The sequence below is a fragment of the Flavobacterium eburneipallidum genome, from assembly GCF_027111355.2.
Lineage (GTDB): Bacteria > Bacteroidota > Bacteroidia > Flavobacteriales > Flavobacteriaceae > Flavobacterium > Flavobacterium eburneipallidum.
The window spans coordinates 1,959,342-1,978,036 of record NZ_CP114291.2; the positions used below are offsets into that span (position 1 = coordinate 1,959,342).

An 18,695-nucleotide genomic window follows, 5' to 3' on the forward strand; every position below is an offset into this window, starting at 1 on the left:
ACTATTGTATCCTAAAATTTATTTCGTATTATTGCATAACAAATCCGTAAGTACTTCATTCTTCGGTATATTCAATCATCAAATTTTACTACACACTTTTATAGTAATCCCCAACTTATTTAAAATCATAGAACATTTATGTTTGACATTTCTGTATTAAAAGAAATGAAGCTTTCCGAGCTTCAAGAAATAGCTAAAGCTGCTAAAACAATAAAATTTAACGGAGTAAAAAAAGAGGTTTTGATTAACCAAATTTTGGAACTTCAATCTGCAAGTTCTGATACTACACCAAAAAATAAAAAAGTAGAAAACAAAACAGAAGACGATAAACCTAAAAGAGTTCGAATTGTTGCGGAGAAGAAAACACCCGTACAGAAACCTTCTACTGCTTCCCTTTTTACTGATGAAAATGCTTCTGTAGAAACAGTTGTTGCACCATTTCAAGAAACAATTACTACAGATGAGGTTGTGCCTGTTACAGAAGAAAAAAAAGTAGGTAAGATTATTAAATTTAATAAATCAGCCTACGAAAAGAAAATGGCTTTGCAAAAGCAAAAGGAAGAAGCCAAATTAGCGAGTAACGAAACAGAATCAACAGAAGGGAATGAGGTAAATTCAACTGTTGAAACTCCTGAAAATACAGAAAATCAAGAAGCAACTGCTCCTATAAAAAAAATAAACCCAAACCAATTGCGTAAGCAAAATCAAAATCCGAATCAAAACGGATCAGAGGCGCAAACGAACAGAGTGCAACCTAATGGAAATGGGAACGGGAATGCAAATCCAAATTTTAAGAACAAGAAAAACAATAATTTTAGAGATTCTGATTTTGAATTTGATGGTATTATAGAAAGTGAAGGCGTTCTAGAAATGATGCCTGATGGTTACGGATTTCTTCGTTCTTCGGATTATAATTATTTGGCTTCACCAGATGATATTTATTTATCGACTTCCCAAATTAGATTGTTTGGACTAAAAACTGGAGATACTGTAAAAGGGGTGGTTCGTCCTCCAAAAGAGGGCGAAAAATTCTTTCCATTGGTTCGTGTTTTAAAGATTAATGGACACGATCCACAAGTGGTTCGTGACAGAGTATCATTCGAACATTTGACTCCAGTTTTTCCTTCTGAAAAATTCAAATTAGCCGAAAGACAAAGTACAATTTCTACTCGTATCATCGATTTATTCTCTCCAATAGGAAAAGGACAGCGTGGTATGATTGTGGCGCAACCCAAAACGGGTAAAACCATGTTGTTGAAAGACATTGCCAATGCTATTGCAGCCAATCATCCCGAGGTTTATTTAATCGTTTTATTGATTGACGAGCGTCCAGAAGAGGTAACTGATATGCAAAGAAGTGTCCGTGGTGAAGTAATTGCTTCTACTTTTGACAGAGAGCCACAAGAGCATGTAAAAATTGCGAATATTGTTCTTGAAAAAGCAAAACGTTTGGTAGAATGTGGTCACGATGTTGTGATTTTATTGGATTCGATTACCCGTCTAGCCAGAGCATACAATACAGTACAACCCGCATCTGGTAAAGTATTGAGTGGTGGAGTAGATGCAAATGCGTTGCAAAAACCAAAACGTTTCTTTGGAGCAGCGAGAAATGTGGAGAATGGAGGTTCGTTAAGTATCATTGCCACAGCATTGACTGAAACAGGTTCTAAAATGGATGAAGTTATTTTTGAAGAATTCAAAGGAACGGGTAATATGGAATTACAATTGGATCGCAAAATTGCCAACAAACGTATTTTTCCAGCTATTGATTTAACTTCTTCAAGTACCAGAAGAGACGATTTGCTTCTTGACAAAGATACCTTACAAAGAATGTGGATTATGAGAAAATACCTTTCGGATATGAATCCTGTTGAGGCAATGGACTTCATCAACGATCGCTTCAAGAAGACCAGGAATAATGAAGAGTTTTTGATTTCGATGAATGATTAAAATATAATACCGCAAATTAGAGATAATTTGCGGTTTTTTTTGAAGTTCTAAATCATAACAAATAACTCAATAGTTTCATATAAAATACTTTTCTATTAGTTCATTTAAGATAGTAATATTTACAGGTTTTGAAATATAATCTGTGCAGCCAGCAGCAATGGCATCATCTCTATCGCTTTGCATACCATTTGCAGTTTGTGCAATGATGATTAAATCTTTATTGAATTCTCGAATTGCTTTCGTAGCATCATGACCACTCATTTCAGGCATATTGATGTCCATCATTACCAAATCAATATCGGTGTTGTTTTTACAAATTTCAATGGCTTCAATACCTGTGCTTATTTTTAATATTTCTTTGGCAAAAGGCTTTAAGGCAATAGCAATTAGTAATTGTGAAATAGCATCATCTTCAACCACTAAAACCTTTAAATTCTTGGTTATGCTCGTTGTTTTTACTTCTGTTGTTACTGTTTCGTAAAAAGGAATTTCTTTTGTTTTAGAAATTGCATCAAACGGAATGGTAAAATAGAATGTACTGCCTTTGCCTTCTTCACTTGTAACCCATATTTTGCCGCCCAGTTTTTCTACATAAGCTTTGGAAATGGCTAGTCCTAAACCAGATCCCTCGTGCGAACGACTTATAGTGTCATTGGCTTGTCGGAATCTTTCGAATATAATTTTTTGTTGCGAACTTGAAATTCCTAATCCACTGTCTTTTACATAAAATTCTAGGAATTTTTCTTTTTTGCGGTAGCCAAATTCGATTGTACCAGAATCGGTAAATTTTATGGCATTTTTGACAAGATTGGTTAAAATAGCATATAGCTTTTCTTTATCAGTAAGCAAAATAGCTTCTTTTGTTTCTAATAAAGTATTGGTATATAATTTAATTCCTTTTTGAGTGGCTTCAGGTTTAAAAAAATGATACAGATAATCTATCTGTTCGTTGATATTAGTTTCAGATAATGAGACTTCAATTTGACCGGATTCTACTTTTGAAATACTAATAATATCATTGATGATATTAAGCATTCTCACGCCACTTTTTTCGATAATTGTTATGTATTCTTGTTGTTCTTTTCCAGCTAAATTAGGAGCTTTTAAAAGTTCGGTAAAACCTAGAATTCCGTTCATAGGTGTTCGAATTTCGTGACTCATATTAGCCAAAAAAGCTAATTTTAATCGGTCGCTTTCCTCTGCTTTTTCTTTGGCATTGATGAGTTGTTTTTCAACCTTTTTGCGTTCGGTAATATCTTCATTAATGGCAATATAATGGGTTGTTTTTCCTTCGACGTTTAATATTGGTGATATTGAGGATGATTCCCAGTAGAGTTCTCCGTTTTTTCGAACATTGTGAAACTCACCGTGCCAAGCATTTCCTGACGAAATGGTTTTCCATAGCTGTTCATAATCGTCAGGAGAGGTATGATTGGATTTTAATATTCTTGGGTTTTTTCCTATTATTTCTTCAAAAGAATAGCCTGTGGTTGCAGTAAATTTAGGATTTACATATTCAATTTCACCATACGTATTGGTAATGATTATGGTAACAGGACTTTGTTCTACTGCTTGCGAAAGCTGTTTGATTTTTTCTTGATTTTGTTTTGTTTGAGTAATATCATGAATGATGACCTGAACTGCTGGCTTTTTTTCAAAAACAGTTGGTATGGCTTTTATCTCAACAAAAATAGGTTTTCCGTTTAGGTCGATGAATTTTTCTTCAATTATTTTGGATGCTTTTTCGTCTCTTGTTACTTCTTCCATTCTTTGCAGTACGCTATCTATACTATCTGGGTGAATAAAGTCGAGAACAGGTTTTCCAATGATGTCATCTTTGGATTTTCCGCCTACCATTCTAATGCCTTCATCATTTGTAAATACAATGATACCATCTCTATAAATTACTACAGTATCGGGAGAGTTTTCAATAAGTCCACGGTATTTTTCTTCACTTTCCCGAAGGGATTCTTCAATAACTTTTTTGTCGGTGATATCCGTAATAAATCCATGCCACAGTACTGATCCGTCTTCTTCTAATTGTGGTGTTGCCGTTCCAAATACGTTTCTAACGGTTTTGTTTTTTAGAATAACTCGATACTCTTGATTCCATTGTGTTAAGTTTTTTGCTGACTCTAAAATAGAATCCATAATTTGAGAAAAATCATCGGGATGAATAATATCGGTTATTATAGAAGCATCTTTTTTTACATCTTTAGGTTCTACTCCGTAGATTTGCTTCATACCATCACTGGCATAAGGAAAACAGGAACTTCCGTCAGGATGTAATTTATACTGATAAACGATCCCTGGTACTCGGCTTGTAATGTTTTGAAGCAAATCTAGTGCATCTGATTGTACTTTTTCGGCTTCTTTTCTTTGTGTAATATCTCTGGCTAGTAGGATAAAATGGGTTTCTTTATCCGCATCTTCATTAATGCGTGATACTGATATTTCAAACCAAGATTTACCATTGGGTAAATCTAATGAATATTGTGCTCCACCAGACCATCCTTTTTGGTTAGCTTCTGATATGGCTTTTTGGCAAATAGCAGATACATCAGGAGGCAAAATATCATAAAAAAATTTATTAATAAACTCTTCTTCTGGAACAGCTAGTAAATCATTACGACCCGAGTGATAATGATGAATTTTACCATCTAATCCTATTTCAAATAATAAATCTGGGATGGCGTCAATAAGGGTAACTAAATTTTGATGTGCTTTTTTATAGCTAATTTCCATTTGTTTGCGTTCCGTAATATCCCTTGTGATATTCATAAAAGCAGGTTGATTTTCGTGGTTTATCAAAAAAGTTTCTACTTCAACCTCTCTATTTTTTCCAGCTTTATTTTTGATTTTTGTAGTAAAAATAATTTTACCATTTGCCAGTAAATCTTCGATTCTTTTTTTTCTTTCTTCATCTGACAGGTTTTCGATATCTCGAACACTCATAGTTAATAATTCTTTTCTAGAGTAACCAAGAAGTGCTATTGTGGCTGGATTTACATCTATAAAATTACCTGGAGTATTGTCATCATTTAGCCTGAATATGGTTATGCTATCTCTATTTGAATCGAAAATAGTTTTATATTTATTATCGATTTCTTGAGCAAATTTTGATGGTATTTTTGATGCGTTCTCTTTCATTTTTGAATGAATGCTGTTCTACTTATTATGATGTGGTGTGGTTTTACTTTGATGGTATTTTATAAATTTAGTTATAAAATCTTGAAGTTAAGCAATAAAAATAAGGGTAAATTTTAGTTTTTTTATTAAAATAATTGTGTATGAAGTCAACGAAATATTATTTTTAAGATAGGATTTATTATTATTTAGTTGAATTACTTTCTTTTTAAATTAAAAATTTCAAGAATATTTATGGAGTGATTTTAGTGCTTTTTGTTGAATTTTATTTTGCATAAATCCAGTCCATCCAAAAAGTCTTCCTTTCCATCCCAAAGCTTGTTTTGCCCATTTCCATATATCAAAATCATCAGTATGTTTGATTATCAAACCATCTTCAAATAAAAATTGAGACCTAATATTATTTACTACCTTTCTGTTGGTTTGACTAAAGGTGTAAGTAGCTATCCAATGTGCAGATCCCGTGTTTTCGTCAGCTATTATTTCAGAAAAAATAATTTCGATACTATTTTTATTTTTTTTCAATAACATATTCCACATTTTACACACATCATCTCCTTTCAACAATCCAAATGCTGGGTCTCTAAATTTGATTTTAGGGTGATAACATTCACACATTTCTACAGGATTTCCTTTTGAAAATGCAGTATAAAATTTAGTGAGTGTTATTTCGTTTGAAGTCATTAGTGTGTAAGTTAGAAGTAAAAATAATGTTTTTTTTTGGTTTTTTAATGCGAAATTTTGTTTTTTATACCTTGAATTTTATTGAAATCTCATATAATGCTTGTTTTTGAGCTGATTGAGTTTTTTTACATTAATATTTAGAAATTATTTCAAACAAAAAAACCAGTTCAATACAAACTGGTTTTATAAATTTAAAATAAAAATTTAAAGAATTTTCTGTTTTTAATTATTTTATAATTGCAGAACAAGCTACTCTGGCTCCAGCATTTCCAGCGGGTTGCGATGTAAAATCGTCTGTTCCTTGATGTACAATCAATCCTTTCCCAAGAATGTCTTTTGTAGTGTCTTCACAGCCAATGCACCATTCATTGGTAGTTAGTGTGATTGTTCCATTCCCTTTTTGATCAGCAGTAAAATTACCAATATCTCCTTTGTGGTGTTCAGCTACGCCCCATTTTCCGTGTTTTTTAAAAGTTGGATTCCAATGCCCTCCAGCCGAAGTACCGTCAGCAGCCGAGCAATCTGATTTTTCGTGAATATGAATAGCATGAATTCCTGGTGATAATCCTGATAGTTTTGCCACAAAAGTTACTTGTCCCTTTTTTTCTGTAAATGTAGCAGTTCCGCTTACAGAGCTGTTGCTTTTAGATTCAAAGGCTAAATTCAGTTTTTTTGAATCATCTGGATTTGTTTTTGTTTTGCATCCAATTATTATAGCTGTAATTAGTGCTGCCGAAAAGATTATTTTTTTCATATCGAGAATTTTAATTTAGGATATACAAATGTAAGTATTAGTAGTCGTAAGGTTTGATTTGAACTTGTTAAATTATTATTTATTCATTAATATAAAGATAATTATCTTATAATTAACTATTTGTAAAAGACTTGTTAAAGTGAAAGGATTAAAAAATTGAAAACAATTTTAATTGTATTAAATTTGCACCGCAGACCGCCTTATCGCCTCGATATATAGGGGAGGAAAGTCCGGACACCACAGAGAAGCATAGCGGGTAACGCCCGTCGGTTCGAGCAATCGGATTAGGACAAGTGCAACAGAAAGTATGTACAGGTAATGCTGTAGTGAAACCAGGTAAACTCTATGCGGTGAAATTTCAAGTATATCGGCATTTAAGGGTTTCTCGCCCGTTGTCGAAGGGTAGAAAGATAGAGCACACGAGTAATTTTGTGCCTAGATAAATGATAAGGCTCCAATATATTGGAGACAGAATCCGGCTTATAGGTCTGCTTTTTTATTATTTTTAAATAAACTTTTATGAGATTTTCTAAATCGCTAGTCTTTTTATTGCTTTTATCTTCTTTTGTTCAATCGCAAAATTCCCCTTCGGTAGAAAAGTCTCAATTTAAAATTAATGTATTGTTACCTGGATTGGTTTTTGAATATGGTTTAAATAATAAAAATACACTTTTCTCTGAAATATCTGCGGGTTACGGTTATACAAATAATAGCTTGGGCGAGAATTGGACTATTTATCCTTATGTTCAAGAACAATTTCGTCATTATTATAATTTAGAAAAAAGAGCTGCCAAAGGAAAAGTAACTTCTTATAATTCAGGCGGATTTATTGCTATGGCGGCGTATTATAATTTTAGGTCAATTACAACTCATGATTCGTATGAATCATCACATTCATCGGTTACAATTGCTCCTGTTTGGGGTTTTCAAAGGACGTATAAACACAAATTCAATTTAGATTTGAATTTAGGAGCAGGCTATGTATTTTCCAAAGAGGATTATGGTTTTTCTCCAGTTGTGAACTTTACATTAGGTTGGGTAATTGGAAAATAGCGATAGCTTAATTTTATTCCTCTTCAGAATCCTCGAATAAATCTTCATCATCATTTTCTTCGTCATTCGACTTTTCAAATTCGAAAAAGCTAAAGATAGAACCACCATAACTTTTCTTGAATGAAAAATTTTCCAAATGCTCCAGTTTGGTGTATTTAGAATGTTCAATAATCATCATTCCTTCTTTATGTAAAATGTCTTTTTCGAAAACGCTCAAGACTACTTTTTCAAAAGTTTTCTGGTCTAAACCATAAGGAGGATCGGCAAAAATAATATTATAAGTCGCTTTGTTTCTCTCTAAAAACGTGAAAACATCACTTTTGGTAGCCGCAATATTAAAATCATATTCGGCAGCCACTTGCTTAATGAATTTTACACAACCAAAATCAGCATCTACAGAAGTGATAGGTGTACTGCCACGAGAAGCAAATTCGAAACTGATATTTCCTGTTCCGGAGAATAAATCCAAAACTTTTAAGCCTTCAAAACTGAAATGATTGTTCAAAACATTGAATAATGCTTCTTTAGACATATCGGTTGTGGGGCGAACGGGAAGTCCTTTGGGCGGAAAAATACGTCTTCCTTTATATTTACCTGAAATGATTCTCACGATTGGAATAAAATAAAATGTTTCTGATTTTGGGCAGTTGAAAATGAGTTGTTTTTTTGCAAATTTGATACATCAAACAAGGATACGTTTCGAATGTATTTGTAAGCCAATTGATAAAAATCATCTTCCTCGGCAATGGTTCCCAATAATTCTAGTTTAAAATTCTCGGGATTCATATTCAATTGTTCGGCAGTGAAAAGCAAATAATACAGAAAATCTTCTGGCGTTTGATAATCGAAAGAATTGAACAACAATAATTTTTGATTTTGAACTACAACAACTTCAAAATGTCCAGGATTGAAATTCACAATCATTTTTTTGTCGTCATTGTTTTTAGATAAATCCAATAATTTGCTAACCAAGATACTATTGGCATGTTTATAATCAAAAGTGCCAAATTGATCAATAAAAAAATTATTGATGTTCACATACGGAATGTAAACCGCATTCATTTGGTAATGCTGGATTTCGTCAAAAGCAAAAAAATCGGTTTCAAAAACCTTGGTATTGTATTGTAAATAGCTTCCTAAAAAATTTTCGTCAAAAAGTGGTTCAGGTACAAATGTTGAAAGATTGTTGTTGTGAATCACCATTATTTCATCATAAGAATCTTTTAATTCTGAATTTTCTCTAAAAGCATCTCCAAATAATTCTTCGATTTTAGTGGCTTTATGGAAGGTGTCAAAATGAATTTCTTTGACAGAGATAATCGTGTTACTTAAAGTGTCAAAAACACAAAAAGAAAGTCCCGTCAACGAAACCTGAAGCGAGAGTTTTTTGTATTTTTTATCGGTAATGGTTGCGGTAATCGACATAGTTGCAAACTTACAAATTAAAAATTCAATAGCAATATCTAAAATCATTTTCGAGGGATATAAAATGAGATTGATGAATTTTGTTTATTAAAAAATCCTTGAAACAAATGCGAAACCAAAAAGTTGCATATATTTGTAGTCAAATGTTTTTTTAATAGTAAGGAAAAAAATGAGAAGAGATATTTTTCAAGCCATTGCAGATCCAACACGAAGAGCTATTATCACGCTCATTGCCATGCAAGCGATGACACCAAATGCTATTGCGGAACATTTTGATACTACCAGACAAGCAGTTTCAAAACATTTGAAAATACTAACGGAATGTGAGTTAGTCAAACAAAATTATAAAGGAAGAGAAATTTATTACAGCCTTGAAATTGATAAAATGAAAGAAATTGATAAATGGCTCGAACAATTCAAGGTCATTTGGGAAACTCGCTTCGATCAACTAGACGATTTATTAATAACCTTAAAAAAACAACTATGAATTTACCATTCGATTTTATTGTAAACAAAGAAACGAGTACAGTACATGTAAAAAAAGAATTTGCAGCAAAAGCTGATTTGGTTTGGGATGCGTACACAAAACCTGAACTATTAGATCAATGGTGGGCGCCAAAACCTTGGTTGTCTAAAACCAAATCAATGGAATTCAAAGAAGGTGGTCGAAGACTCTATGCGATGTGTGGTCCAGAAGGCGAGGAACACTGGGCATTGGCAGACTACACTTCAATCACGCCTAAAACTAATTTCAAATTTTTGGATGCTTTTTGTGATGAAAATGGAAATCTAAATGATGAAATGCCACGTTCCGATTGGAATATCGATTTTATGGATAATGGAAATACAACTGTAGTCCATATTGTTATTAAACATAAAACTTTGGCAGATTTAGAAACTATAATTAGCTTTGGCTTCAAAGAAGGATTTACCATGGCATTAAATAATTTGGATGAAATATTCGCTAACTCTTAAATCAATTATACTATGAAAAACAAAATCACATTCGTTTTAAGCCTTTTATTTGGTCTCTTGTTTATCAATGGAGGATTAAATAAGTTTTTGAATTACATGCCCATGCCTGAAAATTTACCTGAAAAAATGCTAAAAGCAATGGCTGCCTTTACAGAAATTGGCTGGTTGATGCCGCTTGTTGGAATTGTAGAAGTCGTGGGTGGTTTATTGATAATTATACCAAGAACACGAGCATTAGGAGCATTAGTAATTTTTCCTATTATGGTTGGAATTGTCTTGACTAATATAGTACAAGATTCTAGTGGTTTGCCTTTTGCAGGTGTTTTAAGTGTTATATTAATTTGGATAATGCTTCAAAATAAGGAAAAGTACGCTCCCTTATTTTAATAAAAAATGAATCCAAAAAAAAGCGTGAATTACAAAATTCACGCTTTTTTGTATCTATTTAGAACTTAAAACATCAGTTGTTGGAGCCCATCTTTTTTGCCATTTGGGATATTTTTTCAACACTGATTCTGGATTGTAGGTGTACCAAGAATAACCCACACGTCTTTCTCTACTGACTTCTGCCAAGGAATACAAATATTTACTATCTCTGTCGCAAAATAAAGGTTTTCCTGTTCCTAATTCATAATAACGAGTCCAAATAGGTGGTGCGGTAGAATCAATTACGACTTTATTATCTTTAGTAACCGTCATGTATTTAGATTCAAATTGTGGTGCGTCAAAGTTTTCAATTCGGGTGTTGTATATTTTCGAATCCGAAAACCATTTGACAGCAGCTTGCACCGATTTAATTATTTCCTCATTCGGATTATCAATTGTCATCAAGAAAGAAACGATTCCGGCACTTTCGCCATTGCAAATGCTTGGTGGTTCAAAGGCTCTTGCCCAAGCTGGAGCTAAAGTGATTTCGTTATGTTGTTGGCACCATGCGGTCAATTTTCCTTGATCTACAATTTGCATTTTCAAGATGCAATCAATTCCTTTTTGGTAAGATTTGGTCAATTTTGCTTTTGTTTTAGTGTCAATAAAAGTAAAATTAGGATCGTCAGAAATTATTTTTTTCAAGAGATTCATAATGCCCATATAAGCACCATCATTGAAAGTAATGTGGCGACTGTATCCTTTTTCTAGCGGGAAATATTGTGGCCAACCACCATTAGCATATTGTGCATCCAGAATAAAATCGATTCCTTTCAAGCAGGCTGTTTTGTATTTTTCTATGTTGGTAAGTGTATAAACTTGAGCTAAATAATCGATGTGGGTATAAGTTGTAGCATTATCAAATGTAGTGTGCGTACTTGATTTTGTAGAAACAACTGCCTCAATTTGTTCTGGTGTCAAAATCGCTCTCATGTCGTAATTCTTGGGCCAACCTCCATTATTTCGTTGAAAATAGATGATATTGTCGGCTATATTGGTATAATCGGTTTCAGCATATTGCGGTTGATTCGGAATTGGATTTACAATATTGGTTTTGTCTTTAATATGATACCAATGATTAACTCCATCTTGAAAAGGTTTGGTACTAATTATGGTTTTGTTTTCTCCAGAAGTTTGTGCGGTTGAGTAATAAAATGAAGATGCTGTTAGTAACATTGTTAGCAGAACAGTATTTCTTTTGATTGGTTTATTAAATAATTTCATGGTTAAAAATAGGTTTTTGGTTTAGTTATTTTCAAAGATATTGATTTAATAGTTTTGTTTTCTGTTTAGAGTTTCACACAAACATTATAATTCAATTAACATCTCAAAATAAAGTGTAGCAATCTTAATGCCTAATTTTGCAAAAAATAAAATAGTTATGAAAAATTCTATTCCTTTATCTTTATTAGAGTTAGCAATAATTAATCAAGATAGTAATGCCAGTGAAACTATGGATAAAACCAAAGAATTGGCTCAATTGGTTGATAACTTGGGTTACAGTCGGTTTTGGTTGGCAGAGCATCATAATATGGCGCATGTGGCTAGTACAGCTACAGTGGTTTTGATTGGTTTTATTGCGAGTCAAACTCAAAATATTCGAGTAGGTTCTGGAGGGATTATGTTGCCCAATCATTCGCCATTGATTATTGCCGAACAATTTGGAACCTTGGCTACTTTATATCCCAATCGAATTGATTTAGGTTTAGGAAGAGCGCCAGGAACGGATACTTTTACTGCACAAGCCATACGAAAAGATTTTTTTGAAGAAGCACAACAGTTTCCAAGAAATGTAGCTAAACTACAAAGATATTTTTCTGAAGAAAATGCTATTGCAAAAGTACGAGCCTTTCCTGCAGAAGGAATGGATGTTCCCATTTGGATTTTAGGCTCTAGTATGGATAGCGCAAAACTGGCAGCTGAATATGGTTTGCCGTATGCTTTTGCAGGACATTTTGCACCCAAACAAATGATTCAAGCATTCGAATTTTACAGAGAAAATTTTCAACCATCGGCTTTTTTAATTGAACCCAAAACGATGGCTTGTGTCAACGTAATTGCTGCCGATTCTGATGAAGAAGCTCAATTTTTATCGACTAGTTTGTATCAAATGTTTTTGAATTTAATTCGGAATGATCGCAAAGGATTGCAACCACCTGTTGACTCTTTAGAAGAAATTATGAATGAAGAAGAACGCTTTCATGTGAATCAAATGACGGCTTGTACTTTTGCAGGAAACAAAGAAAGTTTAGTCAAAAGTCTAAAAGAATTCATCAATTACACTCGTATAAATGAGCTTATGATTACTAGTCCGATTTTTAATCATCAAGATAAATTGAAAAGTTTAAAGATTACCAAAGCGGTTGTTGATGCTATTAATGAATAATATATCGATTTGATTAATAATATCAATTCAATATTAATATTTATTTGTCATTCTGAAGAAGGAGGAATCTCGTTTTAGTTGCTCACGTTTGTTGGGATTCTTCCTTCGTCAGAATGACAAAATCATTGACAAAATTCCTTAATTTAATAACAATGAATATCAATTTTAAATTATTCATTTTTTGACGTTTCAACTCTCTTTTTCTGTTCAGACAAAATGCTATTGAGATGTGGTTTTGTAATATTTTTTATTTCTGCAATCGAAATATCAAGTGCTTTAGTATTTTTAACTAATGCCAACCACGGTTTTGGCGAACCAAAAGGATAGCTTCCAAAAACGATTACAGGAGTTCCTTTCAAAAGTACTGTTTCATCATCTTGCAAAACCCATTGATCTGCCCAATTATAAAGATATTTAGCATCTTTCTCTTGAAGACGCAAACAAGAATGCGAGGCTGGATAACCCGGTAATTCGTATTGATGCCAACCCACACCTAGTTTATTGGCAATATTAAAATTCCAACGCAAATCCCATTCGTCATTGAAAGTGCTGGTGGTTTGCTCGGCTTTCCAGTTGGTAAAGAAAAGTCCAGTAGGAGTAGGGTCTTTTTTTCGTCCCATATTCGTTGGTCCAGTGTAAATCAATTCACCATTTTCATAAGCAGCGAAAGTTTGTGTTGGATAGGAGAAAAAGATGATTTTCGAAATGTCTTTCAAATAAGGAACTTCCAACGGAAAAGGCAAATAAAATTCTCTATCACCTGCCAAGTCTGTAGGAACAAGGATAGAATCCATTTTAGAAATATTGGCTTTATCGGTTCTATTTACTGCGAGAACAATTTCAATTTGTGTACTGTCCGAATGAGTTGAAAGCCATTGTTTAGAACTTTCCAATTGGTACGAAATATTTTTTGGTTTTTGTCTAACAATTGTTTTTTTGGCAACAACAATTGTTTCTGTGGTATTGTTTTCTTCTTTTTTACAAGATTGAAAAACAAAAATAAGGCTTACAATAAAAAGGTACTTTTTCATAACTGAATTTCTTTGATGTAAAATTGAACATTTCAGCTATGATTCTTGTTACATAATTTAGGTAAATTGTTATTATATTATTCACTTTTGAATACAAAAAAAGCCAACAATGAAGTTGGCTTTTTGATGCTGTGATTACAAAATTTTATTTGGTTTATAATTTTACTGCTTTTTTAGGAACAGTTTCACCAATGGTAGTTTTTTTAGAAAAACTAGAAGTTTTTGAAATAGTTAAATCGATGTTTTCAGAAGCAGCTCCATTAATAGTAATGGCTTTTGGAGAAGTCGAATTGAATTCAATATTTTTGAATGTAACATTTTTACCATTGTAAATGTCAAAGTTGTTCTCTTCTTTAATATCTAATTTTACGTTGCTAATTTTAATTCCTTTGGCATCAATAATAGAAAAACCTTTATCCGCTTTGGCAATCAAATTAGAGATTTCAATGTTCTCTAAATTCATTTCTGGTAAACCTTGCAAAAATACCGCTTGATAAGCACCTGCAATAGTGATGTTTTTGATGGTAATATTTTTGAACTGTGGTGTTTTTTCATCCACAGGAACTATTTTTGTACTTATTTTATTTCCGCCATCGGCTAAAGTTTCTGCAATAGATTTTCCGCCATAATACAAGTCAAAAGAAATCGCTTGTGATGGAATATCAGTCATGAAAATATCCGAAATAAAGATATTTTCTACCACACCGCCACGTCCACGGTTACTTTTGAAACGCAATCCAACGTCTGTTCCCATAAAAGAACAATTGGATACGTGCATATTTTTCACACCACTCGACATTTCGCTACCTACGGTAACTCCGCCATGTCCGTGATACACAATATTATTTCTTACGATGATATTTTCGCATGGAACGCCACGATCACGACCATCTTTGTCTTTTCCAGATTTGATACAAATCGCATCGTCACCCACATCAAAAGTAGAATTTTCAACCAATACATTTTTGCATGATTCTACATCAAGTCCGTCACCATTTTGAGAAAACCAAGGATTACGAATGGATACATTTCTGATAATTAAATCTTCAATCATCAAAGGGTGAACGTTCCAAGCTGGAGAATTTTGGAAAACTGGTCCGTCAAACATGACTCTTTTACTGTTTTGGATACTTACCAATACTGGACGAAGAAAATCGTGAATGGGTTCAAAATCTTCTTTGGTTTTTAAATCCAAACGCACATTTTGGTCAGCACCTTCCGATGCTTTCATAAAAACTTCCGATGGATACCAACTGGTTTTTGCAGCATTAACGACACCACCTGAAGTAACAAATTTTTTCCATTGTCCTTCGGTTACTTTTGCTTTTTTCACTTGTCTCCAAACTTCACCTGAACCGTCCCAAACCCCTTTTCCAGTGAAAGCAATGTTTTCTAAATTTTTTCCGTAAATAGGAGAGATACAACGCCAGGTGTTTAATCCTTCAAAACTGGTTTCGATAATTGGATACAAACTTTTGTCAGTTGAGAATTTGATTAAAGCACCTGATTGAGCATGTAATTCAAGGTTACTTTTTAAAATAATTGGTCCAGTTAACCAAATTCCAGGAGGAATAATTACTTTTCCACCGCCTTTTTTAGAAACCGCTTCAATGGCATCGGCAAAAGCTTTGGTGTTTAAAACATAACCACCATTTACCGCACCAAAATCTTTAATGTTTACGCTATTGTTTGGAATTATAGGTTCTTTGACTTTTGCCATTTTGAATTCAAGACCTGGATAGGCTTCTTCGGCTGAATTTTGTGCCATAATTGGGTTCGGACAGCTCATTATTAAAACTGTCAAAGCGATACATAATGCGTGAATTGGTTTTTTCATTACTTGGTTTTAATTTTTTTGGTTTGTTGAATGAGTAACATTTTAACAGACAAAAGTAATCAATAAGTATTTTGATACCATAGTTAAAATCTTGATTTTATTTTCGAAAAAATAATTAATCAAATACTATACCGATTATGATTTGAGATATTAACTTATTACGGTCAAAAAAAAGCGATTGAGAATATTTCATTCAACAATCGCTTTTTAAAATTTAAGAAGGAAAAAAATCTAATTCGTAGGATTTTCTTCTTTGTGAACATTAACTATCAATTCTTGAGTTTCTTCGTTCAAGTCCATGAAAATTTCGTCTCCAGCAGCTACTTTCGAAGTGATGATTTCTTCTGCCAATGCGTCTTCTACATATTTTTGAATCGCTCTTTTTAATGGTCTAGCACCAAATTGTTTGTCAAAACCTTTGTCGGCAATAAAGGCTTTCGCTTTATCCGAAAGGTTTAAGTTATAACCTAAATCTTTTATACGAGCGTATAATTTTTTCAATTCGATTTCGATAATCAAATCAATATCATGTTTTTCTAATGCGTTAAACACAATAACATCGTCAATTCTATTCAAGAATTCTGGAGCAAAAGTTTTTTTCAAAGCATTTTCGATAATACTTTTCGAATTATCATCTGCTTGAGCTACTTTGGCAGCTGTACCAAAACCAACACCTTGACCAAAATCCTTCAACTGGCGTGCACCAATATTAGAAGTCATAATAATAATCGTATTCTTGAAATCGATTTTACGACCCAAACTATCTGTCAAGAAACCGTCATCTAATACTTGAAGCATCATATTGAATACGTCTGGATGTGCTTTCTCAATCTCATCTAACAGCACCACACAATACGGTTTGCGACGCACTTTCTCGGTTAATTGTCCGCCTTCTTCGTAACCAACGTATCCTGGAGGTGCACCTACTAATCTTGAAATGGCAAATTTTTCCATATACTCGCTCATGTCAATTCGGATTAGCGCCTCTTCAGAATCGAATAATTCTTTAGCCAAAACTTTGGCTAATTGAGTTTTACCAACACCAGTTTGTCCCAAGAAAATAAACGAACCGATTGGTCTATTTGGATCTTTCAATCCCGCACGATTTCTTTGAATGGAGCGAGCAATTTTAAGTACGGCTTCTTTTTGACCAATAACTTTATTTTCAATCAGTTCTGGCAATTGAGCTAATTTATTGCTTTCCGTTTGTGCGATACGATTTACTGGAATACCAGTCATCATAGAAACAACATCCGCAACATTATCTTCGGTTACTTGGATCCTATTGTTTTTAGAATCTTCGTCCCATTGTTCTTGTGCAATAGCTAAATCTTTTTCGATTCGTTTTTCGTCATCACGAAGTTTGGCTGCTTCTTCATATTTCTGTTTTTTGACAACAGAATTTTTCAGTTCACGTACGTCTTCTAATTGTTTTTCCAGTTCCAAAATTTGTTTCGGAACATCAATATTTACAATGTGAACACGAGAACCTGCTTCGTCCAAAGCATCAATAGCTTTGTCTGGCAAGAAACGCTCTGACATATATCGGTCAGTTAATTTCACACAGGCTTCAATAGCTTCTGGTGTATAAGTTACGTTATGGTGATCTTCGTATTTGTCTTTGATATTATTCAAAATAGTAACGGTTTCTTCAACAGAAGTTGGTTCTACAATTACTTTTTGAAAACGTCTTTCAAGAGCACCGTCTTTCTCGATATATTGTCTGTACTCATCAAGAGTCGTTGCTCCAATACATTGAATTTCTCCTCTTGCTAAAGCTGGTTTGAACATATTTGAAGCGTCCAATGAACCTGTTGCTCCACCAGCACCAACAATAGTATGAATTTCGTCAATAAAAAGAATGATGTCGTCATTTTTTTCCAATTCGTTCATCACGGCTTTCATACGTTCTTCAAACTGTCCACGGTATTTTGTTCCAGCAACAAGGCTAGCCAAATCCAGTGTTACTACACGTTTGTTGAATAAAATACGAGATACTTTCTTTTGAATAATACGCAAAGCCAATCCTTCGGCAATTGCTGATTTTCCCACTCCAGGTTCTCCAATTAGTAATGGGTTATTCTTTTTACGACGGCTTAAAATTTGAGAAACACGTTCAATTTCTTTTTCGCGTCCTACGACAGGGTCTAATTTTCCTTCTTCCGCCATTTCTGTTAAATCTCTCCCAAAATTATCCAAAACTGGAGTCTTGGATTTCTTGTTCGATTTGTTAGCGGGATTATTAAAATTCCCTTCTTTTAGGCTGTCATCTTGTCCTGAATCATCGTTATAGGATTCGTTTTTTGGCAAGTTATCGATAAAATCGTCTTCGTTTGGTGTCATATTTAGATATTGTTCTTTGGCTATATCATAATCGATTTTCATTTTATTCAATAGCTTGGTTGTAGGATCGTTTTCGTTTCTTAAAATGCACAATAATAAATGTGCAGTACTAATTGAGGTGCTATGAAACACTTTTGCCTCTAGAAAAGTTGTTTTCAAAGCGCGTTCTGCTTGACGCGTCAGATGAAGATTCTTCTTCTCGTTATTGATTTCAAGATTAGGACTTGCAGGACTCAAGATTTCTACTTTTCTGCGCAGGTGGTCTAAATCAATAGACAAAGTGTTTAATATGTTAATCGCTTTTCCATTACCATCCCTTAAAATGCCAAGTATCAAATGCTCGGTGCCAATAAAATCGTGTCCTAGTCGCAAAGCTTCTTCTTTGCTATACGTAATAACGTCTTTTACTCTTGGTGAAAAATTATCATCCATAATGTAGTGTTGTAATTGTATGCGTAAATTTAGTGAATTAGTGTCTTAAAAACAAAAAACATTCCTTTTAAGAACTTCTGTCAGCTAATTGACAAAAAAAGAATGTAAAAAACGTTAAAATTCACTTAATTTATTAACTAAAAAATAACCGAAATTTGTTAATAAATCATTGAAATAAGAATGGTAAAAAGGCTTTGAGAAAATCAAAAAGATGTATATTAGCACGTTTTGAAATTAAATAAATTTATTAAA

The 18,695-nt window shown here is 33.3% G+C and carries 15 protein-coding genes and 1 other RNA gene; 7 read left to right on the forward strand and 9 right to left on the reverse strand.

Annotation, left to right across the window (positions count from 1 at the left end; genetic code table 11):
* Window positions 1-138 precede the first annotated feature (138 nt).
* The gene (gene rho, locus OZP15_RS08060) at window positions 139-1,950 is read left to right on the forward strand and encodes a transcription termination factor Rho (protein WP_281335825.1); all 1,812 of its coding nucleotides are present in this window, start codon (window positions 139-141) and stop codon (window positions 1,948-1,950) included.
* A gap of 75 nt (window positions 1,951-2,025) precedes the next feature.
* On the opposite strand, the gene OZP15_RS08065 is transcribed toward rho, so the two are convergent.
* The 3 genes from OZP15_RS08065 to OZP15_RS08075 all read right to left on the reverse strand — a co-directional run bounded on the left by OZP15_RS08065 (window position 2,026) and on the right by OZP15_RS08075 (window position 6,535).
* Window positions 2,026-5,100 carry a PAS domain S-box protein gene (locus OZP15_RS08065; protein WP_281335826.1) on the reverse strand — a complete coding sequence of 1,025 codons (3,075 nt, stop codon included), beginning with the start codon at window positions 5,098-5,100 and terminating at the stop codon, window positions 2,026-2,028.
* Between the two features lie 219 nt (window positions 5,101-5,319).
* The gene (locus OZP15_RS08070) at window positions 5,320-5,781 is read right to left on the reverse strand and encodes a nuclear transport factor 2 family protein (protein ID WP_269224996.1); all 462 of its coding nucleotides are present in this window, start codon (window positions 5,779-5,781) and stop codon (window positions 5,320-5,322) included.
* Window positions 5,782-6,007: 226 nt separating this feature from the next.
* The gene (locus tag OZP15_RS08075) at window positions 6,008-6,535 is read right to left on the reverse strand and encodes a superoxide dismutase family protein (protein WP_269224997.1); all 528 of its coding nucleotides are present in this window, start codon (window positions 6,533-6,535) and stop codon (window positions 6,008-6,010) included.
* Between the two features lie 187 nt (window positions 6,536-6,722).
* Here OZP15_RS08075 and rnpB point away from each other — a divergent pair.
* Together rnpB and OZP15_RS08085 are read left to right on the forward strand one after the other, a co-directional pair.
* Window positions 6,723-7,034, forward strand: an RNA gene (gene rnpB / locus OZP15_RS08080) — RNase P RNA component class A.
* A 20-nt stretch (window positions 7,035-7,054) separates the two neighbouring features.
* Window positions 7,055-7,588 (forward strand): DUF3575 domain-containing protein, encoded by a 534-nt coding sequence (locus OZP15_RS08085; RefSeq protein WP_269224998.1) that lies wholly within the window; start codon window positions 7,055-7,057, stop codon window positions 7,586-7,588.
* A gap of 13 nt (window positions 7,589-7,601) precedes the next feature.
* Here the strand turns inward: OZP15_RS08085 and OZP15_RS08090 are convergent, their stop codons facing one another.
* Window positions 7,602-8,198: an RsmD family RNA methyltransferase gene (locus OZP15_RS08090; protein WP_269224999.1), complete on the reverse strand. Its 597-nt coding sequence runs from the start codon at window positions 8,196-8,198 to the stop codon at window positions 7,602-7,604.
* Entirely contained in the window at window positions 8,195-9,013 is an 819-nt protein-coding gene (locus OZP15_RS08095; RefSeq protein ID WP_269227897.1) for a DUF3822 family protein, read from the reverse strand. The genes OZP15_RS08090 and OZP15_RS08095 overlap by 4 nt, the downstream gene beginning before the upstream one ends.
* A gap of 169 nt (window positions 9,014-9,182) precedes the next feature.
* On the opposite strand from OZP15_RS08095, the gene OZP15_RS08100 reads away from it, so the two are divergent.
* From OZP15_RS08100 to OZP15_RS08110, 3 genes are read left to right on the forward strand one after another with little or no spacing between them, the layout of a single operon-like run.
* Entirely contained in the window at window positions 9,183-9,500 is a 318-nt protein-coding gene (locus OZP15_RS08100) for an ArsR/SmtB family transcription factor (RefSeq protein ID WP_269225000.1), read from the forward strand.
* Entirely contained in the window at window positions 9,497-9,988 is a 492-nt protein-coding gene (locus OZP15_RS08105) for an SRPBCC family protein (RefSeq protein ID WP_269225001.1), read from the forward strand. The genes OZP15_RS08100 and OZP15_RS08105 overlap by 4 nt, the downstream gene beginning before the upstream one ends.
* A gap of 12 nt (window positions 9,989-10,000) precedes the next feature.
* Window positions 10,001-10,375, forward strand: coding sequence for a DoxX family protein (locus OZP15_RS08110; protein ID WP_269225002.1), 375 nt, complete (start codon window positions 10,001-10,003; stop codon window positions 10,373-10,375).
* Between the two features lie 54 nt (window positions 10,376-10,429).
* Here the strand turns inward: OZP15_RS08110 and pelA are convergent, their stop codons facing one another.
* Window positions 10,430-11,638 (reverse strand): pectate lyase, encoded by a 1,209-nt coding sequence (gene pelA, locus OZP15_RS08115; protein WP_281335827.1) that lies wholly within the window; start codon window positions 11,636-11,638, stop codon window positions 10,430-10,432.
* Window positions 11,639-11,795: 157 nt separating this feature from the next.
* Between pelA and OZP15_RS08120 the strand changes: the two genes are divergently transcribed.
* Entirely contained in the window at window positions 11,796-12,800 is a 1,005-nt protein-coding gene (locus OZP15_RS08120) for an LLM class flavin-dependent oxidoreductase (protein ID WP_269225005.1), read from the forward strand.
* A 170-nt stretch (window positions 12,801-12,970) separates the two neighbouring features.
* Here OZP15_RS08120 and OZP15_RS08125 read toward each other — a convergent pair whose 3' ends face one another.
* The 3 genes from OZP15_RS08125 to OZP15_RS08135 all read right to left on the reverse strand — a co-directional run bounded on the left by OZP15_RS08125 (window position 12,971) and on the right by OZP15_RS08135 (window position 18,443).
* The gene (locus OZP15_RS08125) at window positions 12,971-13,831 is read right to left on the reverse strand and encodes a L,D-transpeptidase (protein ID WP_269225006.1); all 861 of its coding nucleotides are present in this window, start codon (window positions 13,829-13,831) and stop codon (window positions 12,971-12,973) included.
* A gap of 154 nt (window positions 13,832-13,985) precedes the next feature.
* The gene (locus OZP15_RS08130; protein ID WP_281335828.1) at window positions 13,986-15,668 is read right to left on the reverse strand and encodes a glycoside hydrolase family 28 protein; all 1,683 of its coding nucleotides are present in this window, start codon (window positions 15,666-15,668) and stop codon (window positions 13,986-13,988) included.
* A gap of 231 nt (window positions 15,669-15,899) precedes the next feature.
* Window positions 15,900-18,443: an ATP-dependent Clp protease ATP-binding subunit gene (locus tag OZP15_RS08135; protein WP_281335829.1), complete on the reverse strand. Its 2,544-nt coding sequence runs from the start codon at window positions 18,441-18,443 to the stop codon at window positions 15,900-15,902.
* Window positions 18,444-18,695: the final 252 nt, after the last annotated feature.